Annotated in this window: 15 protein-coding genes and 1 riboswitch; all 15 genes read right to left on the bottom strand. The window is 34.1% G+C overall.

Annotation, left to right across the window (positions count from 1 at the left end; translation table 11 throughout):
• Nucleotides 1-17 precede the first annotated feature (17 nt).
• Nucleotides 18-971, bottom strand: coding sequence for a methylenetetrahydrofolate reductase [NAD(P)H] (gene metF / locus ABD077_RS07825; RefSeq protein ID WP_343911772.1), 954 nt, complete (start codon nucleotides 969-971; stop codon nucleotides 18-20).
• 28 nt (nucleotides 972-999) lie between these two features.
• Complete coding sequence (gene metH / locus ABD077_RS07820; protein WP_343911771.1) at nucleotides 1000-3693, bottom strand: methionine synthase; 2694 nt, start codon at nucleotides 3691-3693, stop codon at nucleotides 1000-1002.
• Nucleotides 3694-3696: 3 nt separating this feature from the next.
• A complete protein-coding gene (locus ABD077_RS07815) occupies nucleotides 3697-4698 on the bottom strand; it encodes a homocysteine S-methyltransferase family protein (protein ID WP_343911770.1) in 1002 nt (333 codons plus the stop codon).
• Nucleotides 4699-4861: 163 nt separating this feature from the next.
• Nucleotides 4862-4968: riboswitch (SAM riboswitch) on the bottom strand.
• A 92-nt stretch (nucleotides 4969-5060) separates the two neighbouring features.
• Nucleotides 5061-5381, bottom strand: a complete 321-nt coding sequence (locus ABD077_RS07810) for a 2Fe-2S iron-sulfur cluster-binding protein (protein ID WP_219006710.1) — start codon at nucleotides 5379-5381, stop codon at nucleotides 5061-5063.
• 83 nt (nucleotides 5382-5464) lie between these two features.
• Complete coding sequence (locus ABD077_RS07805) at nucleotides 5465-6520, bottom strand: NAD(P)/FAD-dependent oxidoreductase (protein WP_299603136.1); 1056 nt, start codon at nucleotides 6518-6520, stop codon at nucleotides 5465-5467.
• Nucleotides 6507-7109: a precorrin-2 dehydrogenase/sirohydrochlorin ferrochelatase family protein gene (locus tag ABD077_RS07800; RefSeq protein ID WP_343911769.1), complete on the bottom strand. Its 603-nt coding sequence runs from the start codon at nucleotides 7107-7109 to the stop codon at nucleotides 6507-6509. The genes ABD077_RS07805 and ABD077_RS07800 overlap by 14 nt, the downstream gene beginning before the upstream one ends.
• A 159-nt stretch (nucleotides 7110-7268) precedes the next feature.
• Entirely contained in the window at nucleotides 7269-8036 is a 768-nt protein-coding gene (gene cobA, locus ABD077_RS07795) for a uroporphyrinogen-III C-methyltransferase (protein ID WP_343911768.1), read from the bottom strand.
• A gap of 51 nt (nucleotides 8037-8087) precedes the next feature.
• The gene (locus tag ABD077_RS07790; RefSeq protein WP_343911767.1) at nucleotides 8088-10178 is read right to left on the bottom strand and encodes a HEPN domain-containing protein; all 2091 of its coding nucleotides are present in this window, start codon (nucleotides 10176-10178) and stop codon (nucleotides 8088-8090) included.
• Between the two features lie 108 nt (nucleotides 10179-10286).
• Nucleotides 10287-11534: a sulfate adenylyltransferase subunit 1 gene (locus ABD077_RS07785; protein ID WP_343911766.1), complete on the bottom strand. Its 1248-nt coding sequence runs from the start codon at nucleotides 11532-11534 to the stop codon at nucleotides 10287-10289.
• Between the two features lie 91 nt (nucleotides 11535-11625).
• Nucleotides 11626-12564 (bottom strand): sulfate adenylyltransferase subunit CysD, encoded by a 939-nt coding sequence (cysD, locus tag ABD077_RS07780; protein WP_343911765.1) that lies wholly within the window; start codon nucleotides 12562-12564, stop codon nucleotides 11626-11628.
• A 53-nt stretch (nucleotides 12565-12617) separates the two neighbouring features.
• The gene (locus ABD077_RS07775) at nucleotides 12618-13244 is read right to left on the bottom strand and encodes a phosphoadenosine phosphosulfate reductase domain-containing protein (protein ID WP_343911974.1); all 627 of its coding nucleotides are present in this window, start codon (nucleotides 13242-13244) and stop codon (nucleotides 12618-12620) included.
• Nucleotides 13245-13273: 29 nt separating this feature from the next.
• Nucleotides 13274-13525: a DUF2061 domain-containing protein gene (locus ABD077_RS07770; protein WP_425545855.1), complete on the bottom strand. Its 252-nt coding sequence runs from the start codon at nucleotides 13523-13525 to the stop codon at nucleotides 13274-13276.
• Between the two features lie 179 nt (nucleotides 13526-13704).
• Nucleotides 13705-16914: a type IX secretion system sortase PorU gene (gene porU, locus ABD077_RS07765; protein WP_343911763.1), complete on the bottom strand. Its 3210-nt coding sequence runs from the start codon at nucleotides 16912-16914 to the stop codon at nucleotides 13705-13707.
• Between the two features lie 109 nt (nucleotides 16915-17023).
• A complete protein-coding gene (locus tag ABD077_RS07760) occupies nucleotides 17024-18202 on the bottom strand; it encodes a trans-sulfuration enzyme family protein (RefSeq protein ID WP_343911762.1) in 1179 nt (392 codons plus the stop codon).
• On the bottom strand, nucleotides 18199-18624 hold the full coding sequence (locus tag ABD077_RS07755; RefSeq protein WP_299603157.1) for an OsmC family protein: 426 nt from the start codon (nucleotides 18622-18624) through the stop codon (nucleotides 18199-18201). The genes ABD077_RS07760 and ABD077_RS07755 overlap by 4 nt, the downstream gene beginning before the upstream one ends.

Here is an 18624-nt window from a genome sequence, read left to right as displayed (position 1 = left end):
CCAAAATCTTGTTAGTTTTAGAATACGCTTTCTGCTATTTTTTTGATATTGTCTGATTTTCCCATTGAATAATAGTGCAATACAGGTACTCCGTATTCCATTAATTCTTTCGATTGTTGGATTGCGAATTCTATCCCTACTTCACGAACTTGCTTATTAGTCTTACAACTTTCTACAGCACTCACTAACTCATCGGGCATATCTAGCTTAAAAACTTGAGGTAGCAATTGCAGATGTCTTTTCACGGCTACGGGTTTTATCCCTGGTATTATAGGTACATCAATCCCAGCTTCTCTTGCTTTTTCTACAAAAGTAAAATATCTTTTATTATCAAAAAACATTTGGGTTACCACATAATCAGCACCAGCATTAACTTTATCCTTCAATCTTCTTATATCAGCATTCATAGACGGAGCTTCCATATGTTTTTCTGGATATCCGGCAACTCCGATACAAAAATCAGATTGGTTATCACTTTCTATAACTTCATGCAGAAATCGACCATTGTTCATGTTTACAATCTGCTCTACCAATTCATTAGCGTAACAATGACCTCCTTTTGTTGGACTAAAATATTTTTCTTCTTTCATCGCATCACCACGTAATGCCATTACATTATCAATCCCTAAATAATGACAATCCACCAAAAGATATTCTGTTTCCTCTTTTGTAAATCCTCCACATAGTACATGGGGAATTGTATCAACATTATATTTATGTGTAATAGATGCACAAATACCAACTGTTCCTGGACGCATCCTTGTTAATTTTTTATCCAAGAGACCTTCGCGATCAATATAGATAAATTCCTCTCTAGATGTAGTCACATCTATGAATGGAGGATTAAATTCCATTAAGGGATCTATATTATCATATAATTCTTGGATACTTTTTCCTTTTTGTGGAGGAATTAATTCAAATGAAAATAATGTTTTTCCTTTAGCCTTTTTTATATGATCGGTAACCTTCATTTAGTTTTAGTTGTTTACTTGATATTTTTTATTCGACTAGGTTAGGACTTAACCACTTTTTTGCCAATTCGAAGTCGATATTTTTTCTTGAAGCAAAATCTTGCACTTGATCTTCTTTTATTTTTCCCAAACCAAAATATCTTGCTTCAGGGTTAGCAAAGTAATATCCCGAAACCGAAGCTGCCGGCCACATGGCTAAGCCTTCAGTAAGTTCGACTCCTATATTTTCTTTTACCTTTAATAGTTCCCAGATTGTTAGTTTCTCGAGATGATCCGGACAAGCGGGATATCCTGGTGCAGGTCTAATTCCTTTATAAGCTTCTTTAATCAACTCATCATTAGACAGTTTTTCTTCTTTAGCATATCCCCAATGTTCTTTTCTTACTTTTTCATGTAGATATTCTGCGAAAGCTTCGGCTAAACGATCTGCTAAAGCTTTAATCATAATTGAATTATAATCATCATGTTCTTTTTCAAAATCCTCTGCCAGTTCTTTGGTTCCAAATCCTGTGGTAACGCAGAAACATCCGATATAATCTTGTCTTTTAGATTCTTTTGGAGCGACAAAGTCGGCTAACGCAAAATTAGGCTTACCTGCATGTTTTTTTAATTGCTGTCTAAGAGTTCTAAATTCAAAATTTCCAGAATTACTTTTAACCTCTATATCATCATCATTAACGGTATTTGCTTCGAATAAACCAAATATTGCTTTTGCACTTAGTAATCTTTCATTAAGTACTTTGCCCAGTAATTCCTTCGCGTCTGCAAATAAGGAAGTAGCTTGTTCTCCTACAATTTCATCATTTAGAATAGCTGGATATTTCCCATGAAGATCCCAAGACCTAAAAAATGGAGTCCAATCAATATATGGCTCTAGCTTTTTTAAATCCAACTCTTCGATAATCTGAATCCCTAATTCATTTGGTTCTGTAATTTCGGAAGTGTTCCAGTCGATAGTATATTTATTTTTTCTTGCATCTTCAATCGATAGGTACTCCTTCTTTTTTGTTCTTTTTAAAAAGCTCTCTCTAAATTTCTCATAGTCTTCTTTTAATGCACCTACATATTTTTGATTACTTCTTTTATTCAAAAGATCTCCTACCACTGTCACTGCTCTTGATGCGTCATTTACATGCACCACAGCATTTTGATATTGCGGATCTATTTTTACCGCGGTATGTGCCTTAGAAGTAGTTGCTCCCCCAATCAATAATGGAATTTTAAAATTTCTACGTTCCATTTCTTTGGCTAAAAAGACCATTTCATCCAGAGACGGAGTAATCAATCCACTCAATCCAATAATATCAACACTTTCATCTATTGCGGTCTGAATAATTTTCTCCGGCGGTACCATAACTCCCAGATCTACAATCTCATAATTATTACACCCTAATACAACAGACACTATATTCTTACCAATATCATGAACATCTCCTTTTACAGTAGCCATTAATACTTTTCCAGCAGAACCATTTCCTTCGGCTGAACTTGGATTGTTTTTCTTTTCTTCTTCGATATACGGTAATAAGTAAGCAACTGCTTTTTTCATAACCCTAGCTGATTTAACAACTTGCGGTAAAAACATCTTTCCCGAACCGAATAAATCTCCAACCACGTTCATTCCGGTCATTAGATTACCTTCAATTACCTCAATAGGTTTATCGGCTGCTTGTCTCGCCTCTTCTACATCTTCTTCTATGTACTGATCAATTCCTTTTACCAATGCTCTGGTTATCCGGTCTTGCAAAGGCTCTTCTCTCCAGGAAAGATCAACTGTTTGTTCTTTTTTAGTTCCTTTTACGGTTTCGGCAAAATCAAGTAAACGTTCAGTTGCATCCTCTCTTCGATCTAAGATCACATCTTCTACATATTCCAATAGATCTTTAGGAATATCATCATATACCTCGAGCATTGTAGGGTTTACAATTCCCATATTCATTCCTGCCTGAATAGCATGATATAAAAACACAGAATGCATGGCTTCTCTAACCACATTGTTTCCTCTAAACGAAAAAGAAACATTACTAACTCCACCACTGACACTACAATGAGGTAAATTTTCTCTAACCCATCTAGTAGCTTCAATAAAGTCTATTGCATTTTTACGATGTTCCTCCATTCCAGTAGCTACCGGGAATATATTTAGATCAAATATGATATCCTCTGGAGGAAAATTAACCTGATTTACTAGGATATCATAGGATCTTTTAGAGATCTCAATACGACGTTCATAATTATCTGCCTGACCAACCTCATCAAAAGCCATTATAATTACTGCAGCTCCGTATCTTTTGATTTTTTTAGCATGCGTTATAAACTCTTTTTCTCCTTCTTTAAGACTGATAGAATTTACTACACACTTCCCTTGCACAACTTGTAATCCTGCCTCTAAAATATCCCATTTAGAGCTATCAATCATAATCGGCACTCTTGCAATATCGGGTTCTGCCATAATAAGATTCAAGAACCTTACCATCGCTTCTTTTCCATCTATCAAACCATCATCCATATTGATATCGATCACTTGAGCTCCTCCCTCTACCTGATGTCTGGCAATATCAAGTGCTTCATCAAATTTCTCTTCCTTGATGAGACGAAGAAATTTTCTAGATCCCGCTACATTAGTACGCTCACCAACATTTATAAAGTTCGTATCAGCCGAAACAATCATCGGCTCAAGTCCGGATAACTTTAAGTATTTTCTTTTTTCCTTTACCGCCATAATCTAAATCACTGCTTCTAATGATCTTGGTTGATACTTTTTGGCTATATCTGCAATTGCCTTGATATGCTCTGGAGTAGTTCCACAACATCCACCAACAATATTTACCAAATTTTTGTCTAAATATTCTTTTATTTGATCTGCCATTTGCTCCGGAGTTTCATCATACTCTCCAAAAGCATTTGGCAATCCTGCATTGGGATGTGCTGACACCCAAAAATTAGCTTTCTGTGATAGCACCTCTAAATGTGGAGTTAACTGATTTGCTCCCAAGGCACAATTAAATCCTATAGACAATAAAGGAATATGCGAAACAGAAATTAAAAATGCCTCCGCTGTCTGGCCAGATAGTGTTCTCCCACTTGCATCTGTTATGGTTCCACTTACCATAATTGGCACCTCTATATTTCTTTCGTCTTTTACTTCTTCTATTGCAAAAAGAGCAGCTTTTGCATTCAATGTATCAAAAACAGTTTCTACCAAAAGTATATCAGATCCTCCATCTAATAATGCTTCCACTTGTAGTTTATATGCTATCCTTAACTCATCGAAAGTGACCGCTCTAAAACCAGGATCATTTACATCTGGTGACATGCTTGCAGTTCTATTGGTAGGCCCAATAGATCCAGCAACAAAACGTGGCTTATTAGGTTCGTTAGCAGTAAATTCATCTGCAACCTCTTTAGCTATCTTAGCAGATTGAAAGTTTAATTCATATACTAATTCTTCCATTTCGTAATCTGCCATGGCAATAGTTGTTCCAGAGAAAGTATTGGTTTCCACAATATCCGCGCCTGCTTCAAAATACAAGCGATGTACTTCTTTAATTGCTTTGGGTTGTGTAATACTCAATAAATCATTATTCCCTTGAACTGGAACTTTCCAATCCTTAAACCGTTCGCCTCTAAAATCTTCTTCAGTAAACTTATGACGTTGTAGCATAGTCCCCATTGCTCCATCCAACACAAGAATTCTTTCCTCTAATATTTTTTGTATATCCTTCATTTAAAAATCCGATAATTACATATATAATTTGATCAATAAAAAGATCTCCACATATGAAAACATTCTGTCTAATACTAAAATAACAGTACTAGACATAACTTATCAATCATACGATTACTACATATCAAGAAAAATAAATGGAAATAGGCTGAGCCATACATCATTGTTATCTATTTCGTATGAAACGAATAGAATGTAGCACCTTCTTTAACAGATAAAGGGTTGCTAAGGTTTCATAGGGTCTATTCCCTCCACCTTTCTTGATAACATAATTAAATTTATGAACTGCGTAGACATTATCTACGTAAAACGTTTACAAATAAAAGGCATAGCCTTTTATTTTGCAAGTTTAATCTATTTTTTTAGGATTCTGGAGCTAGTTCAATCTCCAATCCATCTAATTCTGGAGTGATTGGAATTTGGCAGCCAAGTCTACTATTATCCTCCACATAAAAAGCTTCTGCTAACATTAAGTCCTCATCCTGTCCCATTTCTGGAAGCTCATGATCTGATAAGATATAACATTGACAAGATGCACACATAGCCATTCCGCCACAAGTACCTTCTACCGGAAGTTCATAAGCTTTACACACCTCCATTAGGTTCATTGCCATATCAGTAGGAGCTTGTACTTCATGAATTTCTCCTTCTCTATCTTTTATCTTTATAGTAACGTCTGACATACTATTGCTTTAAGGGTATAAAAATCCTCGTAAATATACCGAAAATGATCAGTATTACTTACGAGGGAAGAAATTTATAAGTCTTATACAATTGCTTTTACTACCTCTTTTTTGGCTTCTTTTTTAGATCCATCAAATCCTTCTACTCCACCTACTGTAGTATATTTCATCACATATTTTTTATCAGGGAAGATTCTCTGATAAGCACTCTGACACATAATGGCGGCTTCATGGAATCCAGAAAGTATTAATTTAAGCTTTCCCCTGTAGGTATTTACATCACCTATAGCATAGATACCTGGAATATTTGTTTGATAATCATACGAATTATCAACTTTAATAGCATTCTTTTCTATTTCTAATCCCCAATTTGCAATTGGACCTAATTTTGGTGATAATCCGAATAATGGAATAAAGTAATCTGTATCTACATTAATATCTCCTTGTGTCTTGTGTTTGATTCCAACACCTGTAACGTGATCTTCTCCTTTAATTTCTTTTACTTCGGCTTCGGTAATTAAGTTTACTTTACCCAGTTTAGTTAATTCACCTACTCTTTCTACAGAATCTAAAGCTCCTCTAAATTCATTCCTTCTATGTACCAAAGTAACCTCACTGGCCACATCTGCAAGGAAAATAGTCCAATCCAAAGCAGAATCTCCACCTCCTGCGATTACTACTCTTTTGTCTCTATAAACCTCAGGATCTCTGATAATGTATGCCACTCCTTTATCCTCGAAATCCGCAATATTAGGAATTGGTGGTTTACGAGGCTCGAAAGAACCTAATCCTCCAGCAATCGCTACTACAGGAGCATTGTGTTTCGTTCCTTTGTTGGTAGTCACCAAAAAGGTATCATCTTCTAACTTTTCTATAGTCTCAGCTCTTTCTCCTAGTGTAAAACCTGGTTCAAAAGGTTTTATCTGCTCCATTAAATTATTCACTAAATCTCCAGCTAGAATTTCTGGAAATCCAGGAATATCATAAATTGGTTTTTTAGGATATATTTCCGAGCATTGTCCACCTGGTTGTGGCAACGCATCGATAAGATGTGTTTTTAATTTTAATAATCCTGCTTCAAAAACAGTGAATAAACCTGTTGGTCCTGCTCCGATGATTAGAATATCAGTCTTGATCATGTTCAACTTCTTTTTTTCCTATTAATCCTTTGGTAAATTCATTGAGTGTTTCCACTTTTTCCTCGAAATCACCTTTTATTGTTTTTCTATATTCGTTTAAATTTTTGACTAAGTCATCAATATTTTCTGGAATTACTTCTTCAAAAAACTGACGTAATCTTTTGGCAGTGGTTGGTGACTTTCCGTTAGTCGAAATAGCCACTTTCACATTACCTTTGGTAACAATACCTCCCATATAAAAATCACAGTATGGAGGATTGTCTGCTACATTCACCAATTTACTTCTTTTCCTACAATCTTTATACACTTGTACATTAACTTTTGGAACATCTGTAGTAGCAATTGCTATATGTTTTCCTTTAAGAAAACGTCTGTGATATTTCTTTTTTATCATTTTTACTCCGAACTTATTTGCCAGAACCACAGTATCTTCTCTATACATTGGAGACACCATTGTTACTTTAGCATCCGGGCTTGATTTTAATAAGAATGTTAGTTTTTCTTCGGCTACATTTCCTCCCCCTACAATTAGGATTTCGAGATTTCTAACCTTTAGAAAAACGGGATATAAATTATTTCTTTCTTTCACACGCTTAAATTTTATTAATTATTTCAATAATAAATTAATTATAAAATTGAGAACCTGTGTAACCACTCTGTTCTCGTATTAAAAATTTAAACTTTTCTTTTTTCAAACAAATATTAAATTTTTCAATACTCGTTTCATCTTTATAGCTATCCTGAACTATCAAGATACGATTTCTTCTTTTATATTCTTACAAATAGAAGCTAATTTAGCTCTTTGTTTCACTACTTCACCAATTACAATAATGGCAGGTGAAGACAATTTTTGTTCTGAAACTACTTGTTCTATAGTTTCAATCGAACCATATCCAAACCTCTCATTATCAGTTGTTCCGTTCTGGATAACAGCTACAGGAACCTCTTCTTTATTTTCGGCTGCAAAGATACTAACAATTTCGCTTAACTTGCTCATTCCCATTAAAATTACCACAGTCGCATTATATTTAGCTGCCAGGCAAACGTCCTGTGATAATTTATGAGATTTTGTTGTTCCAGTGATCACCCAAAAACTCTCGGATGAACCTCGTTTTGTCAGTGGAATTCCTTGATATGCTGGTACAGCTAGAGATGATGATATCCCTGGAACCATATTTGTTTCAATTCCAAATTCTTGCACATAATCAATTTCTTCTGCTCCACGTCCGAAAATAAAAGGGTCTCCTCCTTTTAATCGAACGACATGACCATGACTTTTTGCTCTATTAACAATTAATTCATTAATCTGTTCTTGTTGGTAAGCGTAACACCCTTTTCGTTTCCCTACAAATATTTTTTCGGCATTCGGAGCATATTCTAATAGAGATTCATTAATCAATGCATCGTACAATACAACATCTGCTGATGCTAATGCTTTGATAGCTTTTAATGTAATTAAATCTGGATCACCAGGACCTGCTCCTACAACTGTTAACTTTGGCGTCTTGCTACTCATTTTCATCTACTTACATAATTTATTATCCCAAATTCGTATGATGTAAAGATATTATACATTTTCCACTTCAAGTGCTCTAAAGGCTTGCACTTTTTGCAAAAATTGCCCTGCATTTTTAATATAATCCACTGCAAAATCCTTACTTGGTGCATTTCTTTGAATCTGATATATCAAATCTGCGAATGTTCCATCTAGATTTATTTTGCCAGTTGACACAAATTCTTCATCAAACTGATTGATAATACCAGCATGTGTATTTGTCTTCTTATTTTCCGCTAACAATAGGGCTTTTGCAGAGTTAACAAGAGAACTATAAGCATGGTAAACTGCGTCTGAATACACTTCATTTTCAAAAGATACTTTTGCATTTTCAATTTTTTCTTCACTTTCCAAGAACAAAGTAGCAATTAAGTCTATGACTACACCTGCACACTCTCCAATTCCAATAGCTTTTACATATTCCTCTTCATTTCCCCAATCGATAAAATCTTCTTGGGTAAGATTATCCACATTGGATAAGTCTGTTAGAAAATCATAGAAATATTTTTCTCCTTGGTCTGCATAATATTCTACAAATTTTCTTCCATTTGAATTTGTTTCAAAATCATCTAATATTCTACGTAAAGCTTCTGGTCCTCTTCTACTTGGCACTTTTACCACTTTATCTGCAAATCGACCTTTACCATCTCCTAGATTTCCTCCACCCAATAATATTTGAAGCGCTGGTGCTACTAACTTGTCTTTGGTTCTAACAGACATCCCTTGGAAACCAATATTTGCCATATTATGCTGTCCACAGGCATTCATACATCCACTGATCTTAATTACAAGATCCTCTTTTTCTAAATATTGAGGATATTCCGTTTTTATAACTCTTTCTAATTCTTCTGCAATACCGGTACTACTTGCTATTCCTAGATTACAAGTGTCTGTTCCTGGACATGCAGTAATATCAATTGCTTTATTATAACCTGCTTCAACAAATCCTAACTTTTCTAATTCTTGATAGAAAAAAGGCACTAAATTTTCTTTCACAAAAGGAATTAAAATATTTTGACGTAGTGATAGCCTTAATTCTCCTGCTGCGTATTTTTCTACTAAACCTGCTAATAATCTTGCCTTATCAGTGTAGAAATCTCCTAATAAAACCTTGATTCCAATAGCAACATATCCATCCTGTTTTTGTTCAATTACATTAGTAGATTTCCATAAATCAAAAGCTTTTTGATCTTTAATTTCTACCACCGGTGCTTCAACATCAACTGGAACGGATGCTACATATTTTTCAGCATCTATCGCTACAGTCTTTTGCGCTATTGCATTTTGCTCGGCTTCCAATAAATCTTTAAAGGCATCTAAGCCAATATTCTTAACTAAAAACTTCATTCTCGCTTTGGCTCTACTTTTACGCTCACCATGACGATCAAAAATTCTTAACACTCCTTCCATCAAAGGAATTATTTTGTTAGCTGGTAAAAAGCTATACAACTCATCTGCATGTCTTGGTTGTGACCCTAATCCACCTGCCAACATTACTTTAAAACCTCTTACACCATTTTCTATCTTGGCAATAAATCCTAAATCATGCATATATGATAATCCTGTATCTTCTTCTGTTCCAGAAAAAGACACCTTGAATTTACGCCCCATTTCCTGACAAATAGGATTTCTTAAAAAGAAACGAAACAATGTATCTGCATACGGTGACACGTCGAAAGGCTCTCTTGGATCAATCCCTGCCGTTTCGGAAGCTGTAACATTACGCACTGTGTTACCGCAAGCTTCTCTAAGAGTCACATCATCTTTTTCTAGTTCTGCCCAAAGTTCTGGAGTCCTATTTAAATCTACATAATGTATTTGTATATCTTGTCTAGTCGTAATATGCAATCTACCTCTAGAATACTCATCAGAAACCTCACAAATTCTTCGTAGCTGATTACTTAAAACCTTACCATAAGGTAGTTTTATACGAATCATTTGCACTCCTTCCTGACGCTGCCCATATACACCTCTTGCTAAACGAAGGCTACGAAATTTTTCCTCATCGATTTTCCCTTTATGGAATTGCTCAATTTTATTTGCTAATTCTATAATGTCTTTTTCGACAACTGGGTTTTCTATTTCTGTTCTAAAACTTTGCATTTTTTTTTCGTGTTTAAAGCTTAAAAAAAGACGTACCTATGACTTTTGTATTCGATTTTTAATTCTTAAAAATTCTTGTTTCTTTATTTCAAAATGTTGGCCATTTAACTAGTCTATAAAACCAACTCCTGCGGTATTGTTTGTTTGAGAATCAATTAATACAAATGATCCCGAGGCTTTATTCTTGCTATAAGAATCTATAGCCAAAGGCTTACTTAATTGTATCTGAACTTTTCCAATTTCATTAAGACTTAATGAATTTTGCTCTGTATCTTCTCCAGAAAAATCTGTAGCAATTGTACCACTAATATTCTTCACTTTTGCCAAAATTCTACTACTCCCACTCTGAATCAAATAATTAGTTCCTGGGTTCAAATTCTTATTATCCATCCAACAAACAGTAGCTGATAATTGCTTTTCTACTTTTGGTTGTTCTGATGATTTTACAATCATATCTCCACGACTAACATTTACATCATCTTCTAAGGTTAATGTACAAGAACTACCTCTACCTGCTGTGTCAAATTGCTGATCAAAGAAGAATATTTCTTTTATTTTGGACGTTGTTAAAGACGGTAAAATAGTAACCTCATCTCCAACCGAAAGGTCACCTCCATACAACTTACCTGCATATCCTCTAAAATCATGGAATTCATCTTTCTTAGGTCTAATCACTGTTTGCACAGGGAAACGCACCTCTGCTTTTTCAAATACGTCTTGCGCATCTAATTCTTCTAGATGCTCTAACAAAGTTTGACCATCATACCAAGGCGTATTTTCAGATTTAGTAACAACATTATCCCCTTGTAAAGCACTAACAGGAATAAATGTAACATTTTGCTCTTTGTAATCACTTTTAGCAATTAGCTTCTCAAAATCAGACTTAACAGCATCATATTTCTCTTTTGAAAAATCAACCAAATCCATTTTATTAATTGCCACAATAACATCTTTAACCCTTAACAGATTATTGATAAAAAAGTGACGGTATGTTTGTTCGATTACTCCTTTTCTAGCATCTACCAAAATAATAGAAGCCTGAGAGGTAGAAGCTCCAGTAACCATATTTCTGGTATATTCTATATGCCCAGGAGTATCCGCTATAATATAACTTTTGGTTTTTGTTGAAAAGTAAATATGAGCTACGTCAATAGTGATTCCCTGCTCTCTTTCTGCTACCAATCCATCTGTAGCCAAAGAAAAATCAAGATAATCAAATCCGTTTGCTTTACTTCTAGTTTCTATAGCCTCTAACTTATCGGTAGTCAATGATTTTGTATCGTATAAAATACGACCTATCAAAGTACTCTTCCCATCATCTACACTTCCTGCTGTTGCAATCTTTAGTACGTCCATAGCTATTTATTAATTATTCTCTAAGAGTAGAGTATTCTTTTTTATTTATTATTTTATTTTGGATTCTAGCCTACGCTAGGATGACAAAATTTTAAAAATATCCTTGTTGTTTTCTTTTTTCCATTGCTGCTTCCGATCTTTTATCATCGATACGAGCTCCTCTTTCTGAAATTGTTGATTCTCTTATTTCCGCAACTACTTTATCGATGGTAATTGCATCAGAAAGCACTGCTGCAGTACATGACATATCACCAACTGTACGAAATCTAACCAATCTTTCTTCTACCAGTTCATCCTCTTCTCTATGCACGATATCATCTTCTGCAGACCATATCATACCATCTCTAACAAACGTTTTACGTTTGTGTGCAAAATAAATCGATGGAATTTCTATTCCTTCCTTCTGGATATAACTCCAAACATCTAATTCGGTCCAGTTACTTATAGGAAATACTCTCACGTTTTGTCCTAAATCTATTTTGCCATTGAGGTGATCGAACAATTCTGGCCTCTGATTTTTCTCATCCCATTGACCAAAATCATCTCTTACAGAAAAAATACGTTCTTTGGCTCTAGCTTTTTCTTCATCACGCCTAGCACCACCGATTGCAGCATCGAACTTGAATTCTTCTAAAGCATCTAAAAGTGTTGTAGTTTGTAAACTATTGCGGCTAGCGTATTTTCCTTTTTCTTCGACTACCTTACCCTGATCAATAGAATCCTGAACATTACGCACAATTAACTCTACTCCTAGCTCTTCTGCCAGGCGATCTCTAAATTCGATAGTTTCTGGAAAATTATGTCCCGTATCAATATGCAATAAAGGAAATGGGATTTTAGCAGGATAAAATGCTTTCTGTGCCAGTCGCACTAATGTGATAGAATCTTTCCCACCCGAAAAAAGTAATACAGGCTTCTCGAACTGAGCAACTACTTCTCTAAAAATATAAATTGCTTCACTTTCCAAAGGATTTACTTCTAGTACTTTTTTATCCAAAACTTGTTCTGTTATATGTTCAATCACTTCCATATAATGTGTTTTTTAAAATCTTCTTTTTTTTAACCCTACACTACTACACCAGACTAACTAGTATGTAATCCACACTCTCTGTTTCCTAACACTTTGGTAGGATCAAAATATTTAAATTCATTTGGCAAATTATGCTGTTCTAAATACATATCTAACTCTGCATCACTGTAATAATAGAATGGACTTACTTTAAGCACTCCATCACCACTCAAACTCAAAATATCTAGTGAATCTCTTAACGCTGTTTGTCCTTTTCTCAGGTTAGTAAACCAAACATCTGGTTTAAAATCTGCCATTGCTCTCTTAAAAGGTTCAAGCTTTACTTGTTCGGTAAACAACTTATGCTTAGGGTCCTCGATATCAGGAATCCCCATCACCACATCTCTATGAGAAGAAGTTTGCTTAGGAACATACAGCTTAATGTTTAATTTCAATAACTCAATAACTTCCTCAGCATGTCTATATGTATTAGGTGTATTATAACCTGAATCACACCAAATCACTGGAATATCTGATAAAGCCTGAGCACATACATTTAATATTGCGGCTTCATAAGGTCTAAAGTTAGTTGTTACCACAGGTGTTTTTGCATTTAAAACAGCCCATTGAACAATTTCTAAAGGACTCTTATCCTTTAAAGTATTATTCAATCTTTCTATGTCTTTTTCTGTAAAGTTCATCTTTAATTTCTCTTTTCCTGTAATAGCAATTATTTTCCCCATTTGATTCGATTCCAAATTCTTTCATGAAAGAAATACAGTATCATCTTTGTCACAAAATCAATCGATGCGATAGATGTAGCTAGAGCGATCTCTCCTGTTAACACATAAGAAACTATCAATGTATCCAACGTACCAACGATTCTCCAGCTAATAGCTTTTGCAACACTACGCAAAGGCTTTTCTGAAGCTCTATCAGTTTCGTACGATGTTTTTTTCGTAGCTACTTTATCTAATATCATTTGATCTACAATCATTTTTCAATTAAAACCTATTACCCTATCGGAATAGTAGATTATTAAACAAATGTAGATATAAAATTCTATTATTAAGTCCAAAAAACTTTAAAAAATTACTAGAAATGAAATAATTATGATATTATTAATAAAAACCCTAGTAGATTAGTAGATTATTAACCAAATTATCTTAAATCCTCTGAATCAATCATAATAATATTTGTTTTTACGGTGGTACTATTGTTGAAGTTGTCCCATATTTTAAAACAAAGACTATGATATCCAGGATTTATATCTTTTAACGCGTATTCTATTACGCCGTTTTTATAAGTGTCGTTTTGATTTTTGAAAGAATTATTAAGAATAACCCTTTTTTCTTCGTCACCATTAATGATCAATTCTATCTGATGCCCAAGACCTTCTGAAAGATTTATACCACTTTCATCACTAATGAATACTTCCATTTTCGTATTAGAAGTAATAACATTAATATCTTTAATCTCTTTACCTCCTAAAAGCATTTTAACCTTAGGGCTTTTGACATCTTTTGCTACAGCATCATTTATACCTCCCATTAAAACTTTGCCATGTGCACCAAACAAATCTTTTGTAGTATTATCCTCTTGAACATATAAACTTATTTTTCTACTTCCCACAGCAACATCCATATCTTTTGGCAACACAAAACTGATATCAAACTGTCCTTTTTTAACCCTTGCATTACTTCGAACAACAATCTCATCTTGAATCTTATAATTCATCCTTATCAAATCCCCTTTTGTATCTTTAATTCGATCATTTGCCAATGTTTCTCTATCTTTTTCTCTATCGAAAACTGTAAGTTGTATATCACCTTTAAAATCTTTCTCAACTCTTCCTTTATCATTTATCAATTGCCCGGATATTTTTACTTTATCTAACACCTTCAATGTATCTTTAAACTTATCGATCGGTATGTTATTAATATGTGTTATTTGAGCTCCAGCAGAAGGCAATTGAAGCGACATGGCCGGATCACCAATAAAAAACACATTTCTTTTATCATGAAATCGTGAACTATTTTTTAACTTCAAGACTGCTTCTGCTGGTTTTAATGATGCTTCATTCTCTGAAAACAAAGACCTTATAACTTTATTATTTATTCTAATCCCACTACTCAAAAAAATCTCTCTTGTTGTTGCAATTAAACCTATTGCTCCTCCTTCCGGATTCTTAAAAAGATACTCTCCCACAGAAGTTGTATGCGGATTATCAAAACGGGTAGCCAAGCAAGTAACAGTAATAAACAAAGGAAGTCGATTGATATTTCTTAATTCCCTGGCTTCTTTTTTAGTAAAAAAGAATTCAATTCCAAAGCCTTCTTCTTCTGCATGTCCGAAATAATCAACTACTGCTGCACCTCTGTGAATTCTTTTCACTAGATCTGAAGTGACTTTAGGATATTTTTGACCACTGAAAGAGGTATGTTGTAGATATGAATCACTATACATCTTCGAAATATTCAAAAAAGGATATTTCACAACCATTGAATCCGACAATTTATCCAGATTTTCCTGAATTCCTCTTTCCCATCTTTTATCGATATCATCAGAAAGTAATAGTATATCATTTCGCCAATCCCCTAAAGAACTCTTTTGATGGTATCCTATAAATTTATTTACAAACTCATCTGCTTCCTTTGCATCGTTTACCAATATTCTACCTACCACAATATCTAAGTCATCTTTTAACTGCATCGTTCCTTCTTCGGGATCCATCATCACAAAAAAATCATCTGAAATATATGATCTTGTATTAGAAAAACTATTGTAGCTTATAAAACTAGGAACATCATTTTTTTTAAAAGTTCCAAGAGTTGAAACTCCTTCTAACTTATTTTTGTAATCTATCGTAGCATTACCAATAAGGCATACATAAGAAACTCTTTTATTTTCTTCAGAAGCATTACTATACACGTACCTAATAAAATTCCTAATGGCACCTATGTCTTTTTTTCCACTACTAAACTCATTATAAATTTTTTGTAATGAAACCGTTTTCACATTAAGACCATTATGAACTCTATGAAAATTTGCTAATTTGTTTGCTGCTCCTAACATCTCGTGTGTGGTAATAATCAAATAATCAATATCTAAGAACTTACCTGTATCATCCAAAAAAATGGTCCCTTTTAAATTCTGATTTTCTACTTTCGATTCTTTTAGTAGCAAAGGAGTGTAAAAATGATTAAAAGAGACAGAGACGAACTTTCTTTCTTGATTCATTCGAATATTAAAATCAAATGTATTATTTAGCGAATGATTTTTATAGGTAGTAAGCTCCGAAGGATTTGTAACATCCCACACTTCTTCAATCTTACCAGCATTCGATAGCTGTAATGTTGCTATTTTATCTATATTTCGAGAAAGCGGCGTTCCAAATTCTAAAGGTTTATCCGTATTTATCAATAGTCTTTCTGTAGACACACTTATATAGTCTATAAAAGCCTTTCCTAAAGCTTTTTCATTAATAAAGTACTTTAAACCAAAACGTATAGAATCTGAGTTTGTTCTAAAGGTTTTTTGCAACCGACCTTCTCTAGCAAATACATTATTAGAAGATGGTGGAAAACTAATCTTCTCCAGATCTCTCTCATTAATTTCAATTTCTAGTTTAGAGGACTTAGAGGACTGGTTAGCAGCAATCAACGTATAGTGAACAGATGCTGTATCTACTTTATTAGGGAAATGGAAAGAAAAGTTTTTTCCTTCATTTTCCTTCATTTTATTACCAAACCATCTTCGTCCCATTAAACCAAGATTAAAATCATCAGTTTCATGAAACTGGTAGTCTATAAAAGATGTAATGAGCGTATCACCTTTTTTAATTGAATCCTTAGCTTCAGAAATACGCTTTCCTTTTTTACCATCTGAAGTGATAAAATAAAACGATCTATCATCATATAAATTTATGTGGGTTTTACTATCAGAATTATATCCCTCAGTACCACGACCATAAAATAAGATGTAAGTATCTTTAGATAATTTACCATCTTTAATTCCAACAATTTTTATTGGATTCTCTATTAAATCAAAAGTAGTATTCTCTTTGTTTCTTAAGGGTAACATGGCGCCTCCATTACCATAAACTTTAATAGTGGCTGGATCTATATTAGAAACATCCAACCCTAAATGTTTCAAAAATTGATATGAGATTTTATGAACTCCTGTCTTAGCCACATAAAACTTATACCAATTTCCTGTTGTTAAAACAGAGTTCGATAATGGAATTTTAGATGCTTCTTGAAATGAAGGTTGTTGCAGATTCGCATGTGCTAATGCATCCATCCTTCCGGTGCAGAATGCAACAAAATGAACTGCAAGGAAGCAAAAACTAATAACATTTAGTCTATTCATACTAAATTAATTACACCAACTAAGTTCTTTTGAAAACAAATTAAATTACACAAAAGCATCTGTTAAATGTACTATATTTTTAGTGTTGGAATATCCAAATATTATACCATTATATCTTTTCCAAGGCTTGTTCTATATCTGCGATAATATCATCAATATGTTCTAAACCAACCGAACACCTTACCATTCCATCTGTTATTCCTACAGAAAGCTTATCCTCCGTTGCTAATTTACTATGTGTAGTAGATGCCGGATGGGTAACAATGGTTCTAGTATCTCCTAAATTCGCAGATAACGAACACATTTGAATACTGTCGAAAAAAGTTTTCCCTCCTTCTACTCCATTCGTAACTTCAAAGGCTACGATATTTCCTCCAAGTTTCATTTGTTTTTTGGCTACTTCATATTGCGGATGAGATTTCAAGAAAGGGTACTTCACCCAATTTACCTTTGGATGTGATTCTAAGAATTCTGCCAGTTTTAATGCGTTATCGCAATGACGATCCGCTCTAACCGCAAGCGTTTCTAGACTTTTAGATAACACCCAAGCATTAAAAGGAGATAAAGCAGGTCCTGTATTCCTCGAAAAAAGATAGATCTCCCGAATCAATTCCTTTTTACCAACAGTTACACCACCTAAAACTCTACCTTGACCATCAATCAATTTTGTGGCAGAATGAATTACTAAATCCGCTCCAAATTTTATTGGGTTTTGTAAGTAAGGTGTTGCAAAGCAATTATCAATTATCAATAATAAATTATGCTTTTTTGCAATTACCCCTAAAGCTTCTAAATCCAAAACGTCCACTCCTGGATTCGTTGGAGATTCTGCATAAATAATCTTGGTATTAGACTGTATCAGACCCTCTATCGTATTTACTTCATTAACCTTAAAATAACTAGTTTCTATATTCCATTTAGGAAGATATTTTGTAAAAAGAGAATGGGTAGACCCAAATACTGATCTTGCTGAAATGATATGATCGCCAGCATTTAATAATGCTGCAAACGTAGAAAATACAGCTGCCATTCCAGTTGCAAATGCATATCCATCTTCTGCTCCTTCCAGCTTGCAAATTTTATCTACAAATTCTGTTGTGTTAGGATTACTAAATCTACTATATAGGTTTCTATCTTTTTCTTCAGCAAATGCCGCTCTCATTTCTTCGGAATCTTCAAAAACAAATCCCGATGTCATATACATTGGAGTAGAATGCTCTAAGAACTGAGTTTTTTCAGTTTGAGTCCTTATTGCTTGGGTTTCAAAATTGTGGCTTTTTAAGCTCATACTTCTTCGTTATTCACTACAACTTTATAATTAATTGTAGCTGTTGGTTCTAGTGTTTTAGAAACTGAACAATATTTTTCAAATGATAACTGAGCAGCTCTTTTTGCCTTTTCTGGCGAGATTTCTCCTTCTAAAAATACAGTTACCGAAATTTCTTTAAAAGGTTTTGCACCGTCTATTGCTACACGTGTTCCATCTACTTCTGCCCTGTACTCTGTAATCTCTTGTCGTTGTTTTTTTAATATAGAAATCACATCAATAGCACTACATCCTGCTACTCCCATCAACACATATTCCATTGGGCTTGGCGCAAGATCATGTCCACCCACTTCGGCTTTACTATCAATATAGGTCACATGACCTCTTTCATTCTTTAATTCGAAATGGTAATCGCTATCTATTCTTTTGAGTTGTATTTTCAT

The organism is Aquimarina litoralis, from assembly GCF_039523995.1.
Lineage (GTDB): Bacteria > Bacteroidota > Bacteroidia > Flavobacteriales > Flavobacteriaceae > Aquimarina > Aquimarina litoralis.
Note: the sequence above shows the minus strand (reverse complement) of the source record. Positions and strands in the feature narration are given on the sequence as shown.